14 protein-coding genes are annotated in these 15,883 nt (G+C 61.8%); all 14 read right to left on the minus strand.

Annotated features, from left to right (window positions below; translation table 11 throughout):
• Window positions 1–5 precede the first annotated feature (5 nt).
• Complete coding sequence (locus ENE74_RS10610) at window positions 6–1,643, minus strand: ribonuclease J (RefSeq protein WP_127690908.1); 1,638 nt, start codon at window positions 1,641–1,643, stop codon at window positions 6–8.
• A 79-nt stretch (window positions 1,644–1,722) separates the two neighbouring features.
• Window positions 1,723–2,493, minus strand: a complete 771-nt coding sequence (locus tag ENE74_RS10615; protein ID WP_127690909.1) for a type III pantothenate kinase — start codon at window positions 2,491–2,493, stop codon at window positions 1,723–1,725.
• Window positions 2,494–2,527: 34 nt separating this feature from the next.
• Complete coding sequence (locus ENE74_RS10620; protein WP_127690910.1) at window positions 2,528–3,232, minus strand: biotin--[acetyl-CoA-carboxylase] ligase; 705 nt, start codon at window positions 3,230–3,232, stop codon at window positions 2,528–2,530.
• A 17-nt stretch (window positions 3,233–3,249) separates the two neighbouring features.
• Window positions 3,250–4,701, minus strand: a complete 1,452-nt coding sequence (nuoN, locus tag ENE74_RS10625) for an NADH-quinone oxidoreductase subunit NuoN (RefSeq protein WP_127690911.1) — start codon at window positions 4,699–4,701, stop codon at window positions 3,250–3,252.
• Window positions 4,701–6,269 (minus strand): NADH-quinone oxidoreductase subunit M, encoded by a 1,569-nt coding sequence (locus tag ENE74_RS10630; RefSeq protein WP_127690912.1) that lies wholly within the window; start codon window positions 6,267–6,269, stop codon window positions 4,701–4,703. Before ENE74_RS10630 ends, nuoN begins: the two co-directional genes overlap by 1 nt.
• Entirely contained in the window at window positions 6,269–8,344 is a 2,076-nt protein-coding gene (nuoL, locus tag ENE74_RS10635) for an NADH-quinone oxidoreductase subunit L (RefSeq protein WP_127690913.1), read from the minus strand. The genes ENE74_RS10630 and nuoL overlap by 1 nt, the downstream gene beginning before the upstream one ends.
• Window positions 8,345–8,354: 10 nt before the next feature.
• The gene (nuoK, locus tag ENE74_RS10640) at window positions 8,355–8,660 is read right to left on the minus strand and encodes an NADH-quinone oxidoreductase subunit NuoK (RefSeq protein ID WP_127690914.1); all 306 of its coding nucleotides are present in this window, start codon (window positions 8,658–8,660) and stop codon (window positions 8,355–8,357) included.
• Between the two features lie 139 nt (window positions 8,661–8,799).
• The gene (locus tag ENE74_RS10645) at window positions 8,800–9,411 is read right to left on the minus strand and encodes an NADH-quinone oxidoreductase subunit J (RefSeq protein WP_127690915.1); all 612 of its coding nucleotides are present in this window, start codon (window positions 9,409–9,411) and stop codon (window positions 8,800–8,802) included.
• Between the two features lie 135 nt (window positions 9,412–9,546).
• Window positions 9,547–10,026, minus strand: coding sequence for an NADH-quinone oxidoreductase subunit NuoI (nuoI, locus tag ENE74_RS10650; RefSeq protein WP_127690916.1), 480 nt, complete (start codon window positions 10,024–10,026; stop codon window positions 9,547–9,549).
• Window positions 10,023–11,078 (minus strand): NADH-quinone oxidoreductase subunit NuoH, encoded by a 1,056-nt coding sequence (gene nuoH, locus ENE74_RS10655; RefSeq protein ID WP_127690917.1) that lies wholly within the window; start codon window positions 11,076–11,078, stop codon window positions 10,023–10,025. The genes nuoI and nuoH overlap by 4 nt, the downstream gene beginning before the upstream one ends.
• A gap of 109 nt (window positions 11,079–11,187) precedes the next feature.
• Window positions 11,188–13,200 (minus strand): NADH-quinone oxidoreductase subunit NuoG, encoded by a 2,013-nt coding sequence (gene nuoG / locus ENE74_RS10660; protein ID WP_127690918.1) that lies wholly within the window; start codon window positions 13,198–13,200, stop codon window positions 11,188–11,190.
• A complete protein-coding gene (locus ENE74_RS10665) occupies window positions 13,200–13,610 on the minus strand; it encodes a clan AA aspartic protease (protein ID WP_127690919.1) in 411 nt (136 codons plus the stop codon). Before ENE74_RS10665 ends, nuoG begins: the two co-directional genes overlap by 1 nt.
• Window positions 13,610–14,908, minus strand: coding sequence for an NADH-quinone oxidoreductase subunit NuoF (nuoF, locus tag ENE74_RS10670; RefSeq protein WP_127690920.1), 1,299 nt, complete (start codon window positions 14,906–14,908; stop codon window positions 13,610–13,612). Before nuoF ends, ENE74_RS10665 begins: the two co-directional genes overlap by 1 nt.
• Window positions 14,909–15,052: 144 nt before the next feature.
• Window positions 15,053–15,718 (minus strand): complex I 24 kDa subunit family protein, encoded by a 666-nt coding sequence (locus tag ENE74_RS10675; protein WP_127690921.1) that lies wholly within the window; start codon window positions 15,716–15,718, stop codon window positions 15,053–15,055.
• Window positions 15,719–15,883: the final 165 nt, after the last annotated feature.

Consider the following 15,883-nt stretch of genomic DNA (forward strand, 5'->3'; position numbering starts at 1 on the left):
GTGCCTTACGCCGCGACGATCAGCACGTCCACAATCGGCTTTTTCCCGGTCCAGCGGGTTGCGGCCCGGCGCACGGCAAGGCGGATCCGTTCGCGCACGGCGTCCTCCTCCTTCGATCCTTTCGCCACCACGTCCGCCGCCTCGTTCGCGGCCTCAATGGTGAAGGCGTCCTTGTCTTCCTCCACCGGCACGCCCTGCATGCGGATGGTGGGACGACCCAGCAGACGGCCCTGCCGGTCGATCGCCACAGCCACGCTGATCTGGCCATGCAAGGCGACCTTGCGCCGTTCGTTCATCGTCGCGCCGTCAGCAGGCAGGATCACGTCGCCATCGAGGACAAGCCGTCCGACGCTTTCCTGGCCGATGATCTGCGGCGCACCGGGCGCAAGGCGCACGAGATCGCCGTTTTTCTGGACCACTGCATGCGGAATGCCTTCGCTGAGGCCCAGCCGTCCCTGTTCGGCCATGTGGCGGATCTCGCCATGCACCGGCAGCAATATCTGCGGGCGTATCCACTTGTACATCGCCTGCAATTCGGGGCGGCCGGGATGACCGGACACATGCACTTCGGCCTGCCGGTCGGTCACCATCACGATGCCCTGATCGGCCAAAGCATTCTGGATGCGGCCGATCGCGATTTCATTGCCGGGAATCTGCTTGGACGAGAAGATGACGGTATCGCCTTCGTCGAGCTTTATGGGATGACTGTCGAAGGCGATGCGGGCGAGCGCCGCGCGGCTTTCCCCCTGCCCGCCCGTGGCGATGATCATCACCTTGTTGCGCGGCAGGTCCATGGCATCGTCCCAATCGACCATCGGCGGAAAATCACGCAGATAACCTGCACTTTTCGCATTGGTGATGATCCGGTCGAGCGATCGGCCCGCCACGCAGAGTTGACGGCCGGTCGCATTGGCGACTTCCCCCAGCGTCTGCAACCGCGCGGCGTTGGAAGCGAAGGTCGTGACGAGCACCCGCTGGCGTGCGGCCCCGACCACCTCCATCAGCCCTTCGCGGACATCGCCTTCGGACCCGCTTGCCTCGGGATTGAAAACATTGGTGCTGTCGCAGACTAGCGCGAGCACCCCCTTGTCACCGACGGCGGTCAACTGTTCGGGGGTGGAGGGAACGCCCAGCAACGGCCGATCATCCAGCTTCCAGTCGCCGGTATGGAAGATGGTGCCATAAGGCGTGTCGATCACCAGCGCATTGCCTTCGGGAATCGAATGGGCGAGCGGCATATAGCGGAAGCCGAACGGCCCGAGTTGCAGGTTGCCGCCATTTTCGATGACGTGCAGCTTGACCTGGTTGGCGATGCCTTCCTCTTCCAGCTTGCCCCGGATCAGTCCTGCGGTGAAGGGCGTCGCATAGAGCGGAACGCCAAGGTCCGCCGCCAGATAGGGGATCGCGCCGATATGATCTTCATGCCCGTGAGTCAGCACGATGCCGAGCAGATCGTCACGATGATCCTCGATGAAGCTGAGGTCCGGCAGTATGAGTTCGACGCCGGGATAGCCCGGATCGGCGAAGGTCAGGCCAAGATCGACCATGACCCATTTGCCCTGGCAGCCATACAGATTGACGTTCATGCCGATCTCGCCCGACCCGCCGAGGGCCAGGAAAAGCAGTTCATTCTTGGGTGTCATTACGTAACAAAACTCCTGTCGCGCCGTCACCACCTGGTGCGGCGCTTGTGGTCAATGGTGCTGGAGAATGATCCAGCGGTCAGATTCTGCCGTGCATCAGCGCCAGACCCTGAATGGTGAGGTCGGGCGCGATGGCATCGAAAATATCGGTGTGGGCGTCGAACAGGACCGCGAGGCCGCCTGTGGATATCACGCGGACGGGGCGACCGATTTCGGCGCGCATCCGGGCAACCAGCCCTTCGATCATCGCGACATAGCCCCAGAACACACCGATCTGCATCTGCGCTTCGGTGGTGCGGCCGATGACCGAGCGATCCTCCGGCGCGGCAATCGCTATGCGCGGCAGCTTGGCCGCCGCACTGACCAGTGCATCGAGCGAGAGGTTGATGCCCGGCGCAATGATCCCGCCCTTGTAAGCACCGCTGTAGTCAACGACGTCGAAGGTGGTCGCGGTGCCGAAATCGATCACGATCAGATCACCTGTATAGAGATGATGCGCGGCGATGGCATTTACAACCCGGTCGGCCCCGACCGAGGCGGGTTCGGCGACATCCAGCGCGATGCCCCATTCGACCGGTGCCTGCCCCGCAATCAGCGGTGTGACCTTGAAATATTTGCTGGCAAGCACTTCGAGATTGTGCAGCGCGCGAGGCACCACCGTGGCGATGATGACGGCATCGACATCCGCCATCGCAAAGCCTTCCAGCATCAAGAGCTGGTTCAGCCATACGGCATATTCGTCGGCCGTGCGGCGCGGATCCGTGGCAATCCGCCAGCGGGCGCGGATGGCACCGTTGTCGACGAGCGCAAAGACGACATTGGTATTGCCGGCATCGACGGCGAGAAGCATCAGAATTGTCCCATCGGGATTGAACAGGCTGCGCTCATAGCAGGAATATGTCGCCTGCGTGAATGGTCCTCTTGCCGCCGTCGGCCAGATCGACGATCAGCGCGCCTTCGGCATCCAGCGTTGCGAAACGTCCATCGATCGTCGTGCCATCAGGCAGGCTGGCGCGCAGTGATGTGCCAGCGGGATGCGCCGCAGCCAGCCAGCGATGCCGGATCGCTTCGAGACCATATTGACGCCAGTCATGCAGCCGGTCAGCAAATCCGCTGGCCAGACGCGCCACCAGCGTGGCGACATCGCTTTCGACTGCACCCAGCGCCCAGAGGCTGGTCGTCGGGCGATCCGGCAGCGACGGATGGGCACGGACATTCACCCCGATGCCGATGACGATCGCATCGCCCGTGCGCTCCAAGAGCATACCGGCCAGCTTCGCCGCGCCGACCATGATATCATTGGGCCATTTGATGCGCGCACGGCCCGGAACCAGAGCCTCGATCACCTCCCACGTTGCGACGGCGGCAACGAGGGCGAGCGTAGGCGCCGGAGGATCGCCCGGTGCCAGGCGTACAAGCGTCGAGCAATAGAGGTTGCCCGGCGGACTTTCCCAGTTTCGGGCAAGACGCCCCCGGCCGCCGCTTTGCATGTCGGCGCGCAGCCAAAGCCCCTCGGCCGCGCCGCCTTCTGCCCATGCCAGCATGTCGGCATTGGTGGAACGCGTTTCCGATACCGTGCGGATGTCGATCGTCGGAGCCTCGACCGTCAGAACAGCGCCGCCGCCGCCGCGGCGCTTGCCCGGTCAAGCACGGGATTGAGCAGATAGCCCAGCACGATAATGGTCGCGCAAACGGCGATCAGCGCATTTTCGATGACGGGCGTGCCCGATGCATAAGCCGGAGCAGGCGCATCGAAGTACATCGTCTTGATAATCTTGAGATAATAGAAAGCGCCGATCACCGATGCGGCAATGCCAACCGCCGCCAGCCCCAGCAGATCGGCCGCCACGGCGGCATCGAACACCAGAAACTTGGCCCAGAAACCGAACAGCGGCGGGATGCCCGCCAGGCTGAACATGAAGATCGCCAGCGCCGCCGCCAGCCCCTTGCGCGACTGCGACAGGCCGGAAAGGCTGGCGATCGTCTCGACCGGCCTGCCGTCCGCGTCGCGCATCTGAAGCACGCAGACGAAGCCGCCGATGGTCATCACGACATAGATCGCCATATAGCTCATCGTCGCCGCTACCCCGGCGGGCGTTCCCGCAGCCAGGCCGATAAGCGCGAAACCGACGTTGTTGATCGAGGAATAGGCCAGCAGTCGCTTGATGTTCGTCTGGCCGATCGCCGCGACTGCGCCGAACAGGATCGAGGCCAGCGCCACGAAGATCACGATCTGCTGCCACGCCATGCCGCCCGGCCCGAGTGCCTCGATCGCGACGCGGATGGTAAGGCCCATCGCCGCAACCTTCGGCGCGCTGGCGAAGAAGGTCGTGACCGGTGTCGGCGCGCCTTCATACACGTCCGGCGTCCACATGTGGAACGGCACCGCGCTGATCTTAAACGCGAGGCCCGCGAGCACGAAGACCATGCCGAACAACAGACCGTTGGAGAGGCCATTGTCTATCGCAGCGGCGATCCCGTCAAAGCTGGTGCTGCCCGAAAAGCCGTAAAGCAGCGAAATGCCGTAGAGCAGGATACCGCTGGCAAGCGCACCGAGCACGAAATATTTCAGACCCGCTTCGGCCGACCGGCTGTCCTGCCGCATGAAACTGGCCAGCACATAGGCCGCCAGGCTGTTGAGTTCGAGACCGACATACAGCGTCATCATGTCGCCTGCCGATACCATCATCCCCATGCCGATACAGGCCATGAGGATCAGGATCGGATATTCGCACCGCACCGCACCTGTGCCCTTGCCATCCACTGGCGCGAAGAATCGGGGCGCGACGATGATCGACGCGGCAGCGGCAACATAGATGAGTATCTTGGCAAATGCGGCAAAGGCATCGGCGCGATAGAGACCATCAAAGGCGTCGCCGCCATGGCCGGGCAGGCCGGTCAGCGTCGCCCCGGCGGCCACCAGCGTTGCCACGGACAGCCAGCCGACCAAGCCGGCAAGGCGATCACCGGCATAGGCCGCGATCATAAGCAGGATGAGCGATCCGCCGGTCAGCACCAGTTCCGGTGCGACCATCATCAGGGAAGCCGTCTCGATCATCAGTGCGCCTCCCCCGGCGTATCATGGGTTTGTCCGTGCTCGCCGGCCGCAGCCGCAGCAGCAGCGGGATTACCCGCCGTCAGCGCGGCATCGCCCGCGGGCCTGGCGCGGTCGATCCGGGCGACCAGTGCCGCGACATCGGCGCGCATCGGCGCCAGAAAGCTTTCAGGGTAAATGCCCATCCACAGCACGGCGGCGGCGATGGGCGCCAGCAGCCACAGTTCCCGGCCCGACAGGTCCGGCATGGCCCGTGCATCGTCGTTGACCAGATCGCCATAGCAGACCCGGCGATAGAGATAGAGCATATAGGCTGCGCCCAGGATGATGCCGGTCGTGCAAACGATCGCCACCCAGCTCGACGCTTCATAGACGCCCATCAGCGCCAGAAATTCGCCGACGAAGTTGCTCGTTCCAGGCAGGCCGACGGCGGCCATGGTGAAGAGCAGGAACAGCACGGCATATTTGGGCATGTTGATGGCGAGGCCACCATAGCGGCTGATTTCGCGCGTGTGCAGCCGGTCGTAGATGACGCCGACGCACAGGAACAGCGCACCCGACACGAGACCATGGCCCAGCATCACCATCATCGCGCCCTCGATACCCTGCGCATTGAAGGCGAACAGCCCGACGGTCACGATCGCCATATGCGCGACCGAGGAATAGGCGATCAGCTTTTTCATGTCGCTCTGCACCAGTGCGACGAGCGAGGTATAGACCACCGCGACCATCGACAGGCCGAACACCAGCGGCGCGAATTGCGCGGACGCTTCCGGGAACATCGGCAGCGAGAAGCGGATGAAGCCGTAGCCACCCATCTTCAACAACACGCCCGCCAAGATCACAGAGCCCGCGGTCGGTGCCTGAACGTGCGCGTCGGGCAACCAGGTGTGGACCGGCCACATCGGCATCTTGACCGCAAAGCTCGCGAAGAAGGCCAGCCACAGCCAGGACTGCGCCTGCGGGCTGAAATCGAACGCCATCAAGGTCGGGATATCGGTGGTTCCTGCCTGCTGCACCATCCACATCATTGCGATCAGCATCAGCACGGAGCCGAGCAGCGTGTAGAGGAAGAACTTGTAGCTGGCGTAGATGCGTTCGGCCCCGCCCCAGATCCCGATGATGAGATACATCGGGATCAGGCCCGCTTCGAACATCACGTAGAACAGGAAGATGTCCTGCGCGGTGAAGACGCCGATCATCAGCACCTCCATCAGCAGGAACGCCGCCATATATTCGCCGACGCGCTTGTCGATCGCCAGCCAGCTCGCGCCGATGCAGATCGGCATCAGAAACACTGTCAGTACGATCAGCATAAGCGCGATGCCATCGATGCCGAGCGCCCAGGCGAAACGCCCAAAAATCGGCGCATATTCGGTGAATTGCCACTGCGCGCCCATCGCCGACTGATCGAAGGTCAACCACAGGACGATGCCGAGAGCCAGATCGACAAGCGTAGCGGCCAGCGCGATCATGCGCGCCGTCTTGTCGCTCGCATAGAGGCAGGCGATCGCCGCCGCCATCGGGACAGCCATCATCAGCGTGAGAATGGGAAAGCCAAGCTGGTTCATTATCGTGCAATCGCCCAGGTTGCAGCCGCGGCTAGCCCGAGCAGCATCACCAGCGCATAAGTGTAAAGATAGCCCGACTGGAGCCGTCGCGTGATCTTCCCGCCCTGTACCACCAGCGCCGCCAGACCATTGGGGCCGAAGCGATCGATCAGGCCTACGTCGCCAGCCTTCCAGAATATCCGACCGATCGCAAAGGCAGGCTTCACAAACAGCACATTATAAAGCTCGTCGAAGTACCATTTGTTGAGCAGGAACTGATAGAGTACGCCGAACTGCCCGACGAACTGCCGCGGCCATTCGGGATAGCGGATATAGGCGAGCCAGGCGATCGCCAGGCCCGACAGCATCACCGCCGCCGGTGCTAGCTTCACCCACAGGGGCACTTCATGCATCGCATGCATCAGATGCGTGTCGAACGCGATCGCCCCCTGCCAGAAGGCAGCGCCTTGCTCTGCCTCCACGAAACTGTGGTGGAAGACGAAACCGGCGAAAATTGCCCCGATGCTGAGGACGATCAGCGGAATCAGCATCGACCAGGGGCTTTCATGCGGATGATAACCGCCAGTGCCCGTCAGCGGCGTGTAATGGGCGTAATCGCCCTCGCCATGCGCCTTGCTACCATCCACATGGTCGTCATGCCCATGATCGGCATGCCCATGATCCCCGTGGCCATGCGCGTCATGCACGGCATGCTGGATATGTTCCGATGCGGCCCAGCGCGGCGTGCCGAAAAAGGTCAGGAACACCAGTCGCCAGCTGTAGAAGCTGGTAAGCAATGCGGCGAAGACACCGACATAGAAAGCGAGCTGCCCGCTGCCGCCCGAGGCATAAGCCGCTTCAAGGATGGCGTCTTTCGAATAAAAGCCCGCAAAGCCGAACACGCCGATGATGCCCACCCCGGTGATCGCCAGCGTCCCCGCCGTCATCGCCCAGAAAGTGATGGGGATTTCGTTACGCAGGCCGCCATAATAGCGCATGTCCTGTTCATGGTGCATCGCATGGATCACCGATCCCGCGCCCAGGAACAGCAGCGCCTTGAAGAAGGCGTGGGTGAACAGATGGAACATCGACGCGCCATAGGCACCAACGCCTGCGGCAAAGAACATATAGCCAAGCTGCGAACAGGTCGAATAGGCGATCACCCGCTTGATGTCGTTCTGCACCGTGCCGACCGTCGCGGCGAACAGGCAGGTCGCCGCACCCACGAAGGTTACCACGCCCAGTGCGGTCGGGCTGGTCTCGAACATCGGCGAGAGGCGACACACCATGAACACGCCGGCCGTCACCATCGTTGCCGCGTGGATCAGCGCGGAAACGGGCGTCGGCCCTTCCATCGCGTCAGGCAACCAGGTGTGGAGGCCAAGCTGCGCCGATTTACCCATCGCGCCGATGAACAGCAGGAGGCAAAGCACCGTCATCGTATCGAAACGACCGCCCAAGAAACCGATGGTCGATCCCGCCATGGACGGTGCGGCTTCCAGGATTTCGGGAATGGAGATCGTGCCGAACACCAGGAAGGTGCCGAAAATCCCCATCATGAAGCCGAGGTCGCCAACACGATTGACCACGAACGCCTTGATCGCGGCGGCATTGGCGCTGGGCTTGCGGAACCAGAAACCGATGAGGAGATAGGAGGCGAGGCCCACCCCTTCCCAGCCGAAGAACATCTGGAGCAGGTTGTTCGCCGTCACCAGCATCAGCATCGCGAAGGTGAAGAGCGAGAGATAGGCGAAGAAGCGCGGCTGGTCCGGGTCTTCCTCCATATAGCCCCAGCTATACAGATGAACGAGGGCGGAGACGCTGGTGATGACGACCAGCATCACTGCCGTCATCGTATCGACGCGCAGCGCCCAGGCCGCATCGAAATCGCCCGAGCGTATCCAGGTGAATACCGGCTCCACATAGGGCGCGGCGTCACCCGCCACGAAGGACAGGAAAATCGGCCAGCTCAGCGCGCAGGACGCGAAGAGCGCGCCCGTCGTTACGATCTTTGCCGGCACATTGCCGATGATACGGTTGCCAAGGCCCGCGATGATCGCGGCGAGCAGCGGAAAAAGGACGATAAGGGAGATCATGTCGAGGTCTTCAGCCCTTCATCCGGTTGACATCATCGACGGCAATTGTGCCGCGGCCGCGGAAATAGATGACGAGGATGGCAAGGCCAATCGCCGCCTCGCCCGCCGCGACGGTGAGGACGAACATGGAGAATACCTGCCCCACCAGATCGCCGAGAAAGGCGCTGAACGCGACAAGGTTGATATTCACCGCCAGCAATATCAGCTCGATCGCCATCAGGATGATGATGACGTTCTTGCGATTGATGAAGATGCCCAGCACCCCCATCACGAACAGGATGGCGCTGACCACGAGATAATGTTGCAGGCCGATCATGCGGCTGCCTCCATGAAAGACACCCGTTCGCCCTGAGCGAAGTCGAAGGGCACGCCTGAACGCAGTGAAGGCACTTCACTACGTTCAGTACAGGGCTTCGACAGGCTCAGCCCGAACGGATTTAGGTTAGAGGCCCGCATCACAGCTCCACCCCCTGCCCGACCGGCTGCTTCACATTGCGAACGGCATCCTGCGGACGGCGGCGGTTCTGCTTGTCGATATTCTGCCCGCGCACCCCGCCCCGCGCCCGGTGCGTCAGCACGATGGCGCCGACCATCGCCACCAGCAAGACGATGCCCGCTGCCTCGAACAGGAAGATATAGCGCGTATACAGCAGCGCCCCGATCGCCTGGATGTTCGACACCTCGCCCGTCACCGGCGCTGCGCGCTGCGCCAGCTCGATCGGACCCGCCGACCAGATGCCGACCCCCAGCACGATCTCCGCCAGCAGAACGACCGCGATGGCAATGCCGAAGGGCAGGTAGTTGACGAAACCGGCGCGCAATTCGGCAAAGTCGATGTCCAGCATCATGACGACGAACATGAACAGCACCGCGACCGCGCCGACATAGACGATCACCAGCAGCATCGCGATGAACTCCGCACCGAGCAGGATCATCAGGCCCGCCGCGTTGAAGAACGCCAGGATCAGCCACAGCACCGAATGCACCGGATTGCGCGAGAAAATGGTCATCGCACCACTCGCGATCACCACCGTCGCGAAAAGGTAAAAGGCGAGAACGTGAATCAAATTACGACCCCCATAATCCGTTCGGGCTGAGCTTGTCGAAGCCCTCTGCTGAGCGAAGTGAAGCACCTTCGCTGCGCTCAGGCTGGCCCTTCGACAGGCTCAGGGCGAACGGGTATGATGTGAATACGGCGCCCATTACCGATAGGGCGCATCGGCGGCAAGGTTCGCAGCGAGTGCGCGTTCCCACTTGTCGCCATTTTCAAGCAGCTTGCTCTTGTCGTAAATCAACTCCTCGCGCGTTTCGGTCGAAAACTCGAAGTTCGGGCCTTCGACGATCGCGTCCACCGGGCAGGCTTCCTGACACAGGCCGCAATAGATGCACTTGGTCATGTCGATATCGTAGCGGGTGGTGCGGCGGCTGCCATCGTCGCGCGGCTGCGCCTCGATGGTGATCGCCTGCGCCGGACAGACGGCCTCGCACAGCTTGCATGCGATGCACCGCTCCTCGCCATTGGGATAACGACGCAACGCATGTTCCCCCCGGAACCGCGGCGAAATCGGGTTCTTCTCATAAGGGTAATTAATGGTCGCCTTGGGTTTGAAGAAATATTTCAAGGTCAGCCAGTGCGCCTTCAAAAACTCGACGAGAAAGAAGGATTTGATCGCGTGGATCATGCTGCGCCTCCATAGCGCGTGAACATCAGGAACCCGGACACCAGCACCACCCAGCCAAGCGACAGTGGCAGGAAGATTTTCCAGCCCAGGCGCATCAACTGGTCGTAGCGGTAGCGCGGTACGGTCGCCTTCACCCATGAGAAGATGAAGAAGAAGACGAGAATCTTGGCGAAGAGCCAAATGATGCCGGGGATGTCGAACCACGGAATCAGGTCGATATCGAGAGGCGGCAGATATCCGCCCCAGAACAGGATGGCGTTCAGCGCGCACATCAGGATGACGTTGGCATATTCGCCCAGCCAGTACAGCGCGAACGCCATCGAGCTATATTCGGTCTGGTATCCCGCGACGAGTTCGCTCTCCGCTTCGGTCAGGTCGAACGGCGCGCGCGCGGTTTCGGCCATGGCAGAGATGAGGAATACGACCGCCATCGGGAACAGCAAAGGATTGAATCCATTGCCGTTGAGGAACCCGAAATAGCCTTTCTGGCTCTCCACGATCACACCCAGATTGAACGATCCCGCCCACAGCACGACGGAGATCAGCACGAAGCCGATCGAGACTTCATAGGAAATCATCTGCGCCGATGCGCGCATCGCCGAGAAGAAGGGATATTTGGAGTTGGACGCCCAGCCCGCGATGACGACGCCGTAGACGCCCAGCGAACTGATCGCGAGGATATAGAGCAATCCGACATTGATGTCAGACAGCACCACGCCGACATCGAACGGGATCACTGCCCACGCCATCAAAGCGACGGTGAAGGTGATGATCGGCGCGATCAGGAACAGCCCGCGATTGGCCGCCGAGGGAATGATCGTTTCCTGCAGGAACACTTTGATGCCATCGGCGAAGGATTGCAGCAGGCCGAACGGCCCGACGACATTCGGCCCTTTGCGCAGCGCCATCGCCGCCCAGATTTTTCGGTCCGCATAGATAATCATCGCGACGGCCAGCATCACCGGAAAGGCGATGAGCAAGATGCCCGCGATGGTCGAGGTGAACCATGCCCCTTCGTAGGACATGCCGAGGCTTTGGAAGAAGGCGGTCATGACAAAACGATCCCCCAAAGCCTGTTCGGTTCGAGCTTGTCGAGAACGATGTGCAGGGTTCTCGACAAGCTCGAACCGAACGGATGTGCTGTTGATTGGATAGAGCGCATCACTCCGCCGCCTCCGCGAAATCTTCGCCCTGGATCAGTTCCGCCGAGCATCGCTGCATGGTGGGGCTGGCGCGGCAGATGGCGTTGGTCAGGTAGAAATCCTTGATCGGCATCGCGAACGCGCCTTCGGGATTGGCAGGCAGGGACGGCGGTGCCCAGTCATAGGCCGCCAGCCCTTCGACACCCAGCGCGGGCACGGCTTTCGCCATTTCCACGCGCAACGCCTCGAAGCTGTCGAACGGCAAGGTCACCCCCAGCACATCGGAAAGCGCGCGCAGGATCGACCAGTCTTCGCGCGCATCGCCGGGGGCGAACACGGCTTTCTCACTGCGCTGTACACGCCCTTCCAGATTAACGTAGGTGCCCGCCTTTTCCGCATAAGTCGCGCCGGGCAGGATCACGTCGGCATGATGCGCGCCATTGTCGCCATGATGGCCGATGAACACCTTGAAGCTGTCGGCAAACAGATCGTAATTCACCTCATCCGCACCCAGGGCGAACAGCAGCTTCGGTTTCGCCGCAGCCACCGCCTTGATGCCGCCATCCATCGCATAGCCAAGCATCAGCCCGCCCATGCGCGCAGCGGCAAAGTGCAGCACATTATAGCCGTTCCATCCCTCGCGGATCAGGTTCAGCGATTGGGCCAGCGCCAGCGTCGCGCCCTGCGCGCCATCCTTCGCCAACGCACCACCGCCGACGATCATCGCAGGTCGCGCCGCCTTGCCGAATGCCTCTGTCACCGCATCAGGCAGCTTGCCCAACAACGCCGCATCATTGCCCAGCCATTCGGCCTTGTAGGTCAGGTCGACTTCCGGCCCGATCGCAAAGACCTTCGCGCCTTTCTTGATCGCCTTGCGGATGCGCGTGTTGATGAGCGGCGCTTCCCAGCGCAGGTTGGTGTTGACCAGCAGAATGACATCCGCCGTCTCGATCCCCGCGATGCCGCTGTTGAAGTTTACAGCGGCAAGGTTCGAAACGTCATAGGCAAGGCCCGTCTGCCGCCCTTCCAGCATCGTTCCGCCCAGTTTCTCCACCAGCAGCTTGCCCGCGAACAAGGTCTCGCAATCGAGCAGATCGCCCGCGACCGCCGCGACCGACCCACCAGCAGCCTCCGCCACTGCCGCGATGGCGGCAAAGGCCTCCGCCCAGCTTGCCTCGATCAGCTTCCCGTCCTTGCGGACATAGGGCTTGTCGAGGCGGCGGCGGATCAGACCATCGACATGATGGCGGCTCTTGTCCGAAATCCATTCCTCGTTCACGTCGTCATTGATGCGCGGCAAGGCGCGCAGCACCTGACGGCCCCGGCTGTCGAGGCGGATGTTCGCGCCCAGCGCATCCATCACGTCGATGGCGAAGTTCTTCTTCAGCTCCCACGGCCGCGCCTCGAACGCATAGGGCTTGGCCGTCAGCGCGCCGACCGGGCACAGGTCCACGACATTGCCGGACAGTTCGCTCTTCGCGGCATGTTCCAGATAGGTCGTGATCTGCATGTTCTCGCCGCGATAGATCGCGCCGATTTCCGGTACGCCCGCGACTTCCTCGGCAAAGCGCACGCAGCGGGTGCACTGGATGCAGCGGGTCATCACCGTCTTGACGATCGGACCCATATATTTCTCGGTCACGGCGCGCTTGTTTTCGTCATAGCGCGACGCACCGCGCCCGTAGGCGATCGACTGGTCCTGCAAATCGCATTCGCCACCCTGGTCGCAGATCGGGCAATCGAGCGGATGGTTGATAAGGAGAAACTCCATCACCCCTTCGCGCGCCTTCTTCACCATCAGGCTGTCGGTGCGGATCTCCTGCCCCTCGGCGGCGGGCAGCGCGCAGCTCGCCTGCGGCTTGGGCGGGCCGGGCTTCACTTCGACCAGACACATGCGGCAATTGCCCGCGATGCTGAGGCGCTCATGATAGCAGAAACGCGGGATTTCCTTCCCCGCCATCTCGCACGCCTGAAGAACAGTCGCGCCCGCGGGCACTTCGATCTCTACGCCGTCTACGGTGAGTTTAGGCATTATTCGCTATCCTTCCGCACAGCGCGGACGCCCATCGCCAGCGCGCCGGGAATGTTCGGATTTTCCGGGTTGGGAATGAGTTGCATGCGGCGGGGATCAACCAGAACATCCATCGATTCCATCGGAATGGCCCCGAGCAGAACAACATCGCCCATCACCATAGCTCCGGTAAAGGCATGGCGTCCGAAGACTTCCACCTTGACTGGTCCAACATAATCCACCGCTTCCTTGCGGCCATCGGCGAACGTCACGATCCGCTGCTCGATCGCTTCAAGTTTCAGTTGCTTTGCGACCAGCGCCGGAATGCACAGATCAATCGCACCGGAATCGACCAGTGCCTTGGCATCGATCTCTTCCATCTGCGGATTGGCCGCGTTGGACAGGCGGATATGCTGATACACCAGACCCATTATTCCGCTGCCTCCATCACCGGGGCCGCGCCATGCTTCTCGTTGATCCGCCGCTCGATTTCGGGCCGGAAATGCTTGATAAGTCCCTGGATCGGCCAAGCGGCCGCATCGCCCAGCGCGCAGATGGTGTGGCCTTCGACTTGCTTGGTCACTTCCTGCAGCATGTCGATTTCGCCGATTTCCGCGTCGCCTGTCCGCAGCCGTTCCATCACGCGCCACATCCAGCCCGTGCCTTCGCGGCAGGGGGTGCACTGGCCGCAGCTTTCATGCTTGTAGAAATAGCTCAGGCGACTGATCGCACGCACGATGTCCGTAGACTTGTCCATCACGATGACGGCGGCCGTACCTAGACCCGATCCGACAGCCTTCAGCCCGTCAAAGTCCATCGGCGCGTCGATGATCTGGGCAGCCGGGACCAAAGGCACCGACGACCCACCGGGGATCACCGCCAGCAGATTGTCCCACCCGCCGCGAATGCCACCGCAATGCGTGTCGATGAGGTCCTTGAAGGAAATACCCATTTCCTCCTCGACCACGCAGGGTTTGTTCACATGGCCGCTGATCTGGTAGAGTTTCGTGCCCTTGTTCCCGTCCCGCCCGAAGCTGGCGAACCAGGCCGCGCCGCGCCGCAGGATCGTGGGGACGACGGCGATGCTCTCGACATTATTGACCGTGGTGGGGCAGCCATAGAGGCCCGCACCCGCCGGGAACGGGGGTTTCAGGCGCGGCTGGCCCTTCTTGCCCTCCAGGCTTTCGATCATCGCGGTTTCTTCGCCGCAGATGTATGCGCCCGCGCCGCGATGCACGAACACGTCGAAATCATAGCCGGAACCCGACGCATTCTTGCCGAGAAAGCCCTTTTCATAGGCTTGCGCGACGGCGGCCTCCAACACCTTGACTTCGTAGATATATTCGCCGCGAATGTAGATATAGGCCGCGCGCGCCCGCATCGCGAAGCCCGCGATCAGCGCACCCTCGATCAGCTTGTGCGGATCGTGGCGGATGATCTCGCGATCCTTGCAACTGCCCGGCTCGGATTCGTCGGCATTGATGACGAGGAAGCTGGGGCGGCCATCCTTGCTTTCCTTCGGCATGAAGGACCATTTCATGCCGGTCGGGAAACCCGCGCCGCCGCGCCCGCGCAAGCCGGACGCCTTGATTTCCTCGATGATCGCATCCTGCCCGCGCGCCATCAGGCCCTTGGTGTCGTCCCAGTCGCCACGCACCTGCGCGCCATCAAGACCCCAGTCCTGAAAGCCGTAGAGATTTGTGAAGATGCGATCCTTGTCAGCGAGCATGACAGACCACTCCGTTAAAAACACCGTTCGGGCTGAGCCTGTCGAAGTCCTCAACCGAACGCAGTGAGGTATTAAAGCCTTCGACAAGCTCAGGCTGACCCTTTGACAGGCTCAGGGCGAACGGGTTGCGGGGGAAGCGTGTCATCACCACGCCCCCCGATAATCATGGTTCCCCGCAACCATCTCTTTCAGGGTCGTGGGGCCGCCTTCGGGGCAACTGGTCTGGCGGTCGATCTGCGGGCCGATCTTCGGCTGCTCGCCCGCGGCCAGCGTATCCAGAACCGCGATCGTCTTATCGTAATCGAGGTCTTCGTAGTTATCGTCGTTGATCTGAACCATCGGCGCATTGGCGCACGCGCCCAGACACTCGACTTCGGTCAACGTGAACAGGCCGTCGGGCGTGGTATGCCCCTTGATCAGCCCCTTATTCTTGCACGCCGCAAGCACATCATCGGAGCCACGCAACATGCACGGCGTCGTGCCGCAGACCTGCACATGATAGCGGCCGACCGGCGCGAGGTTATACATGGTGTAGAAGGTCACGACTTCATACACACGCATGAACGGCATATCGAGTTGCGCCGCAACGAACTCGATCACCGGCACCGGCAACCAGCCCTGCGTATGCGTCTCCGCCCCCACCTGCCGCTGGGCCAGATCGAGCAGCGCCATCACCGCCGACTGCTGCCGCCCGTCGGGATAGCGCGCGACATAGGCTTTCGCCTTGATCGCATTGGCCGGCGTCCACTCGAAATCGCCCCAGCGGGCGCGCACTTCGGTTTCATCGGGAATCTGGGGTGCGTCAGCCATCTTATTTTCCGTAGTGCGGCGAAACCGCACTTACCTTTTTATCCGTCAATCTAAATGAAACTCGAAGGGGTGATTTCACGCCTTGGCAAGTCCACGATGCTGTCAATTCATTGATATTGGGAGCAAGTGGCTCGCCATCCAGCGGCTGAGGCGTTGGCTCAACTC

The sequence above is a fragment of the Sphingobium algorifonticola genome (assembly GCF_004005485.1).
GTDB classification, from domain to species: domain Bacteria; phylum Pseudomonadota; class Alphaproteobacteria; order Sphingomonadales; family Sphingomonadaceae; genus Sphingobium; species Sphingobium algorifonticola.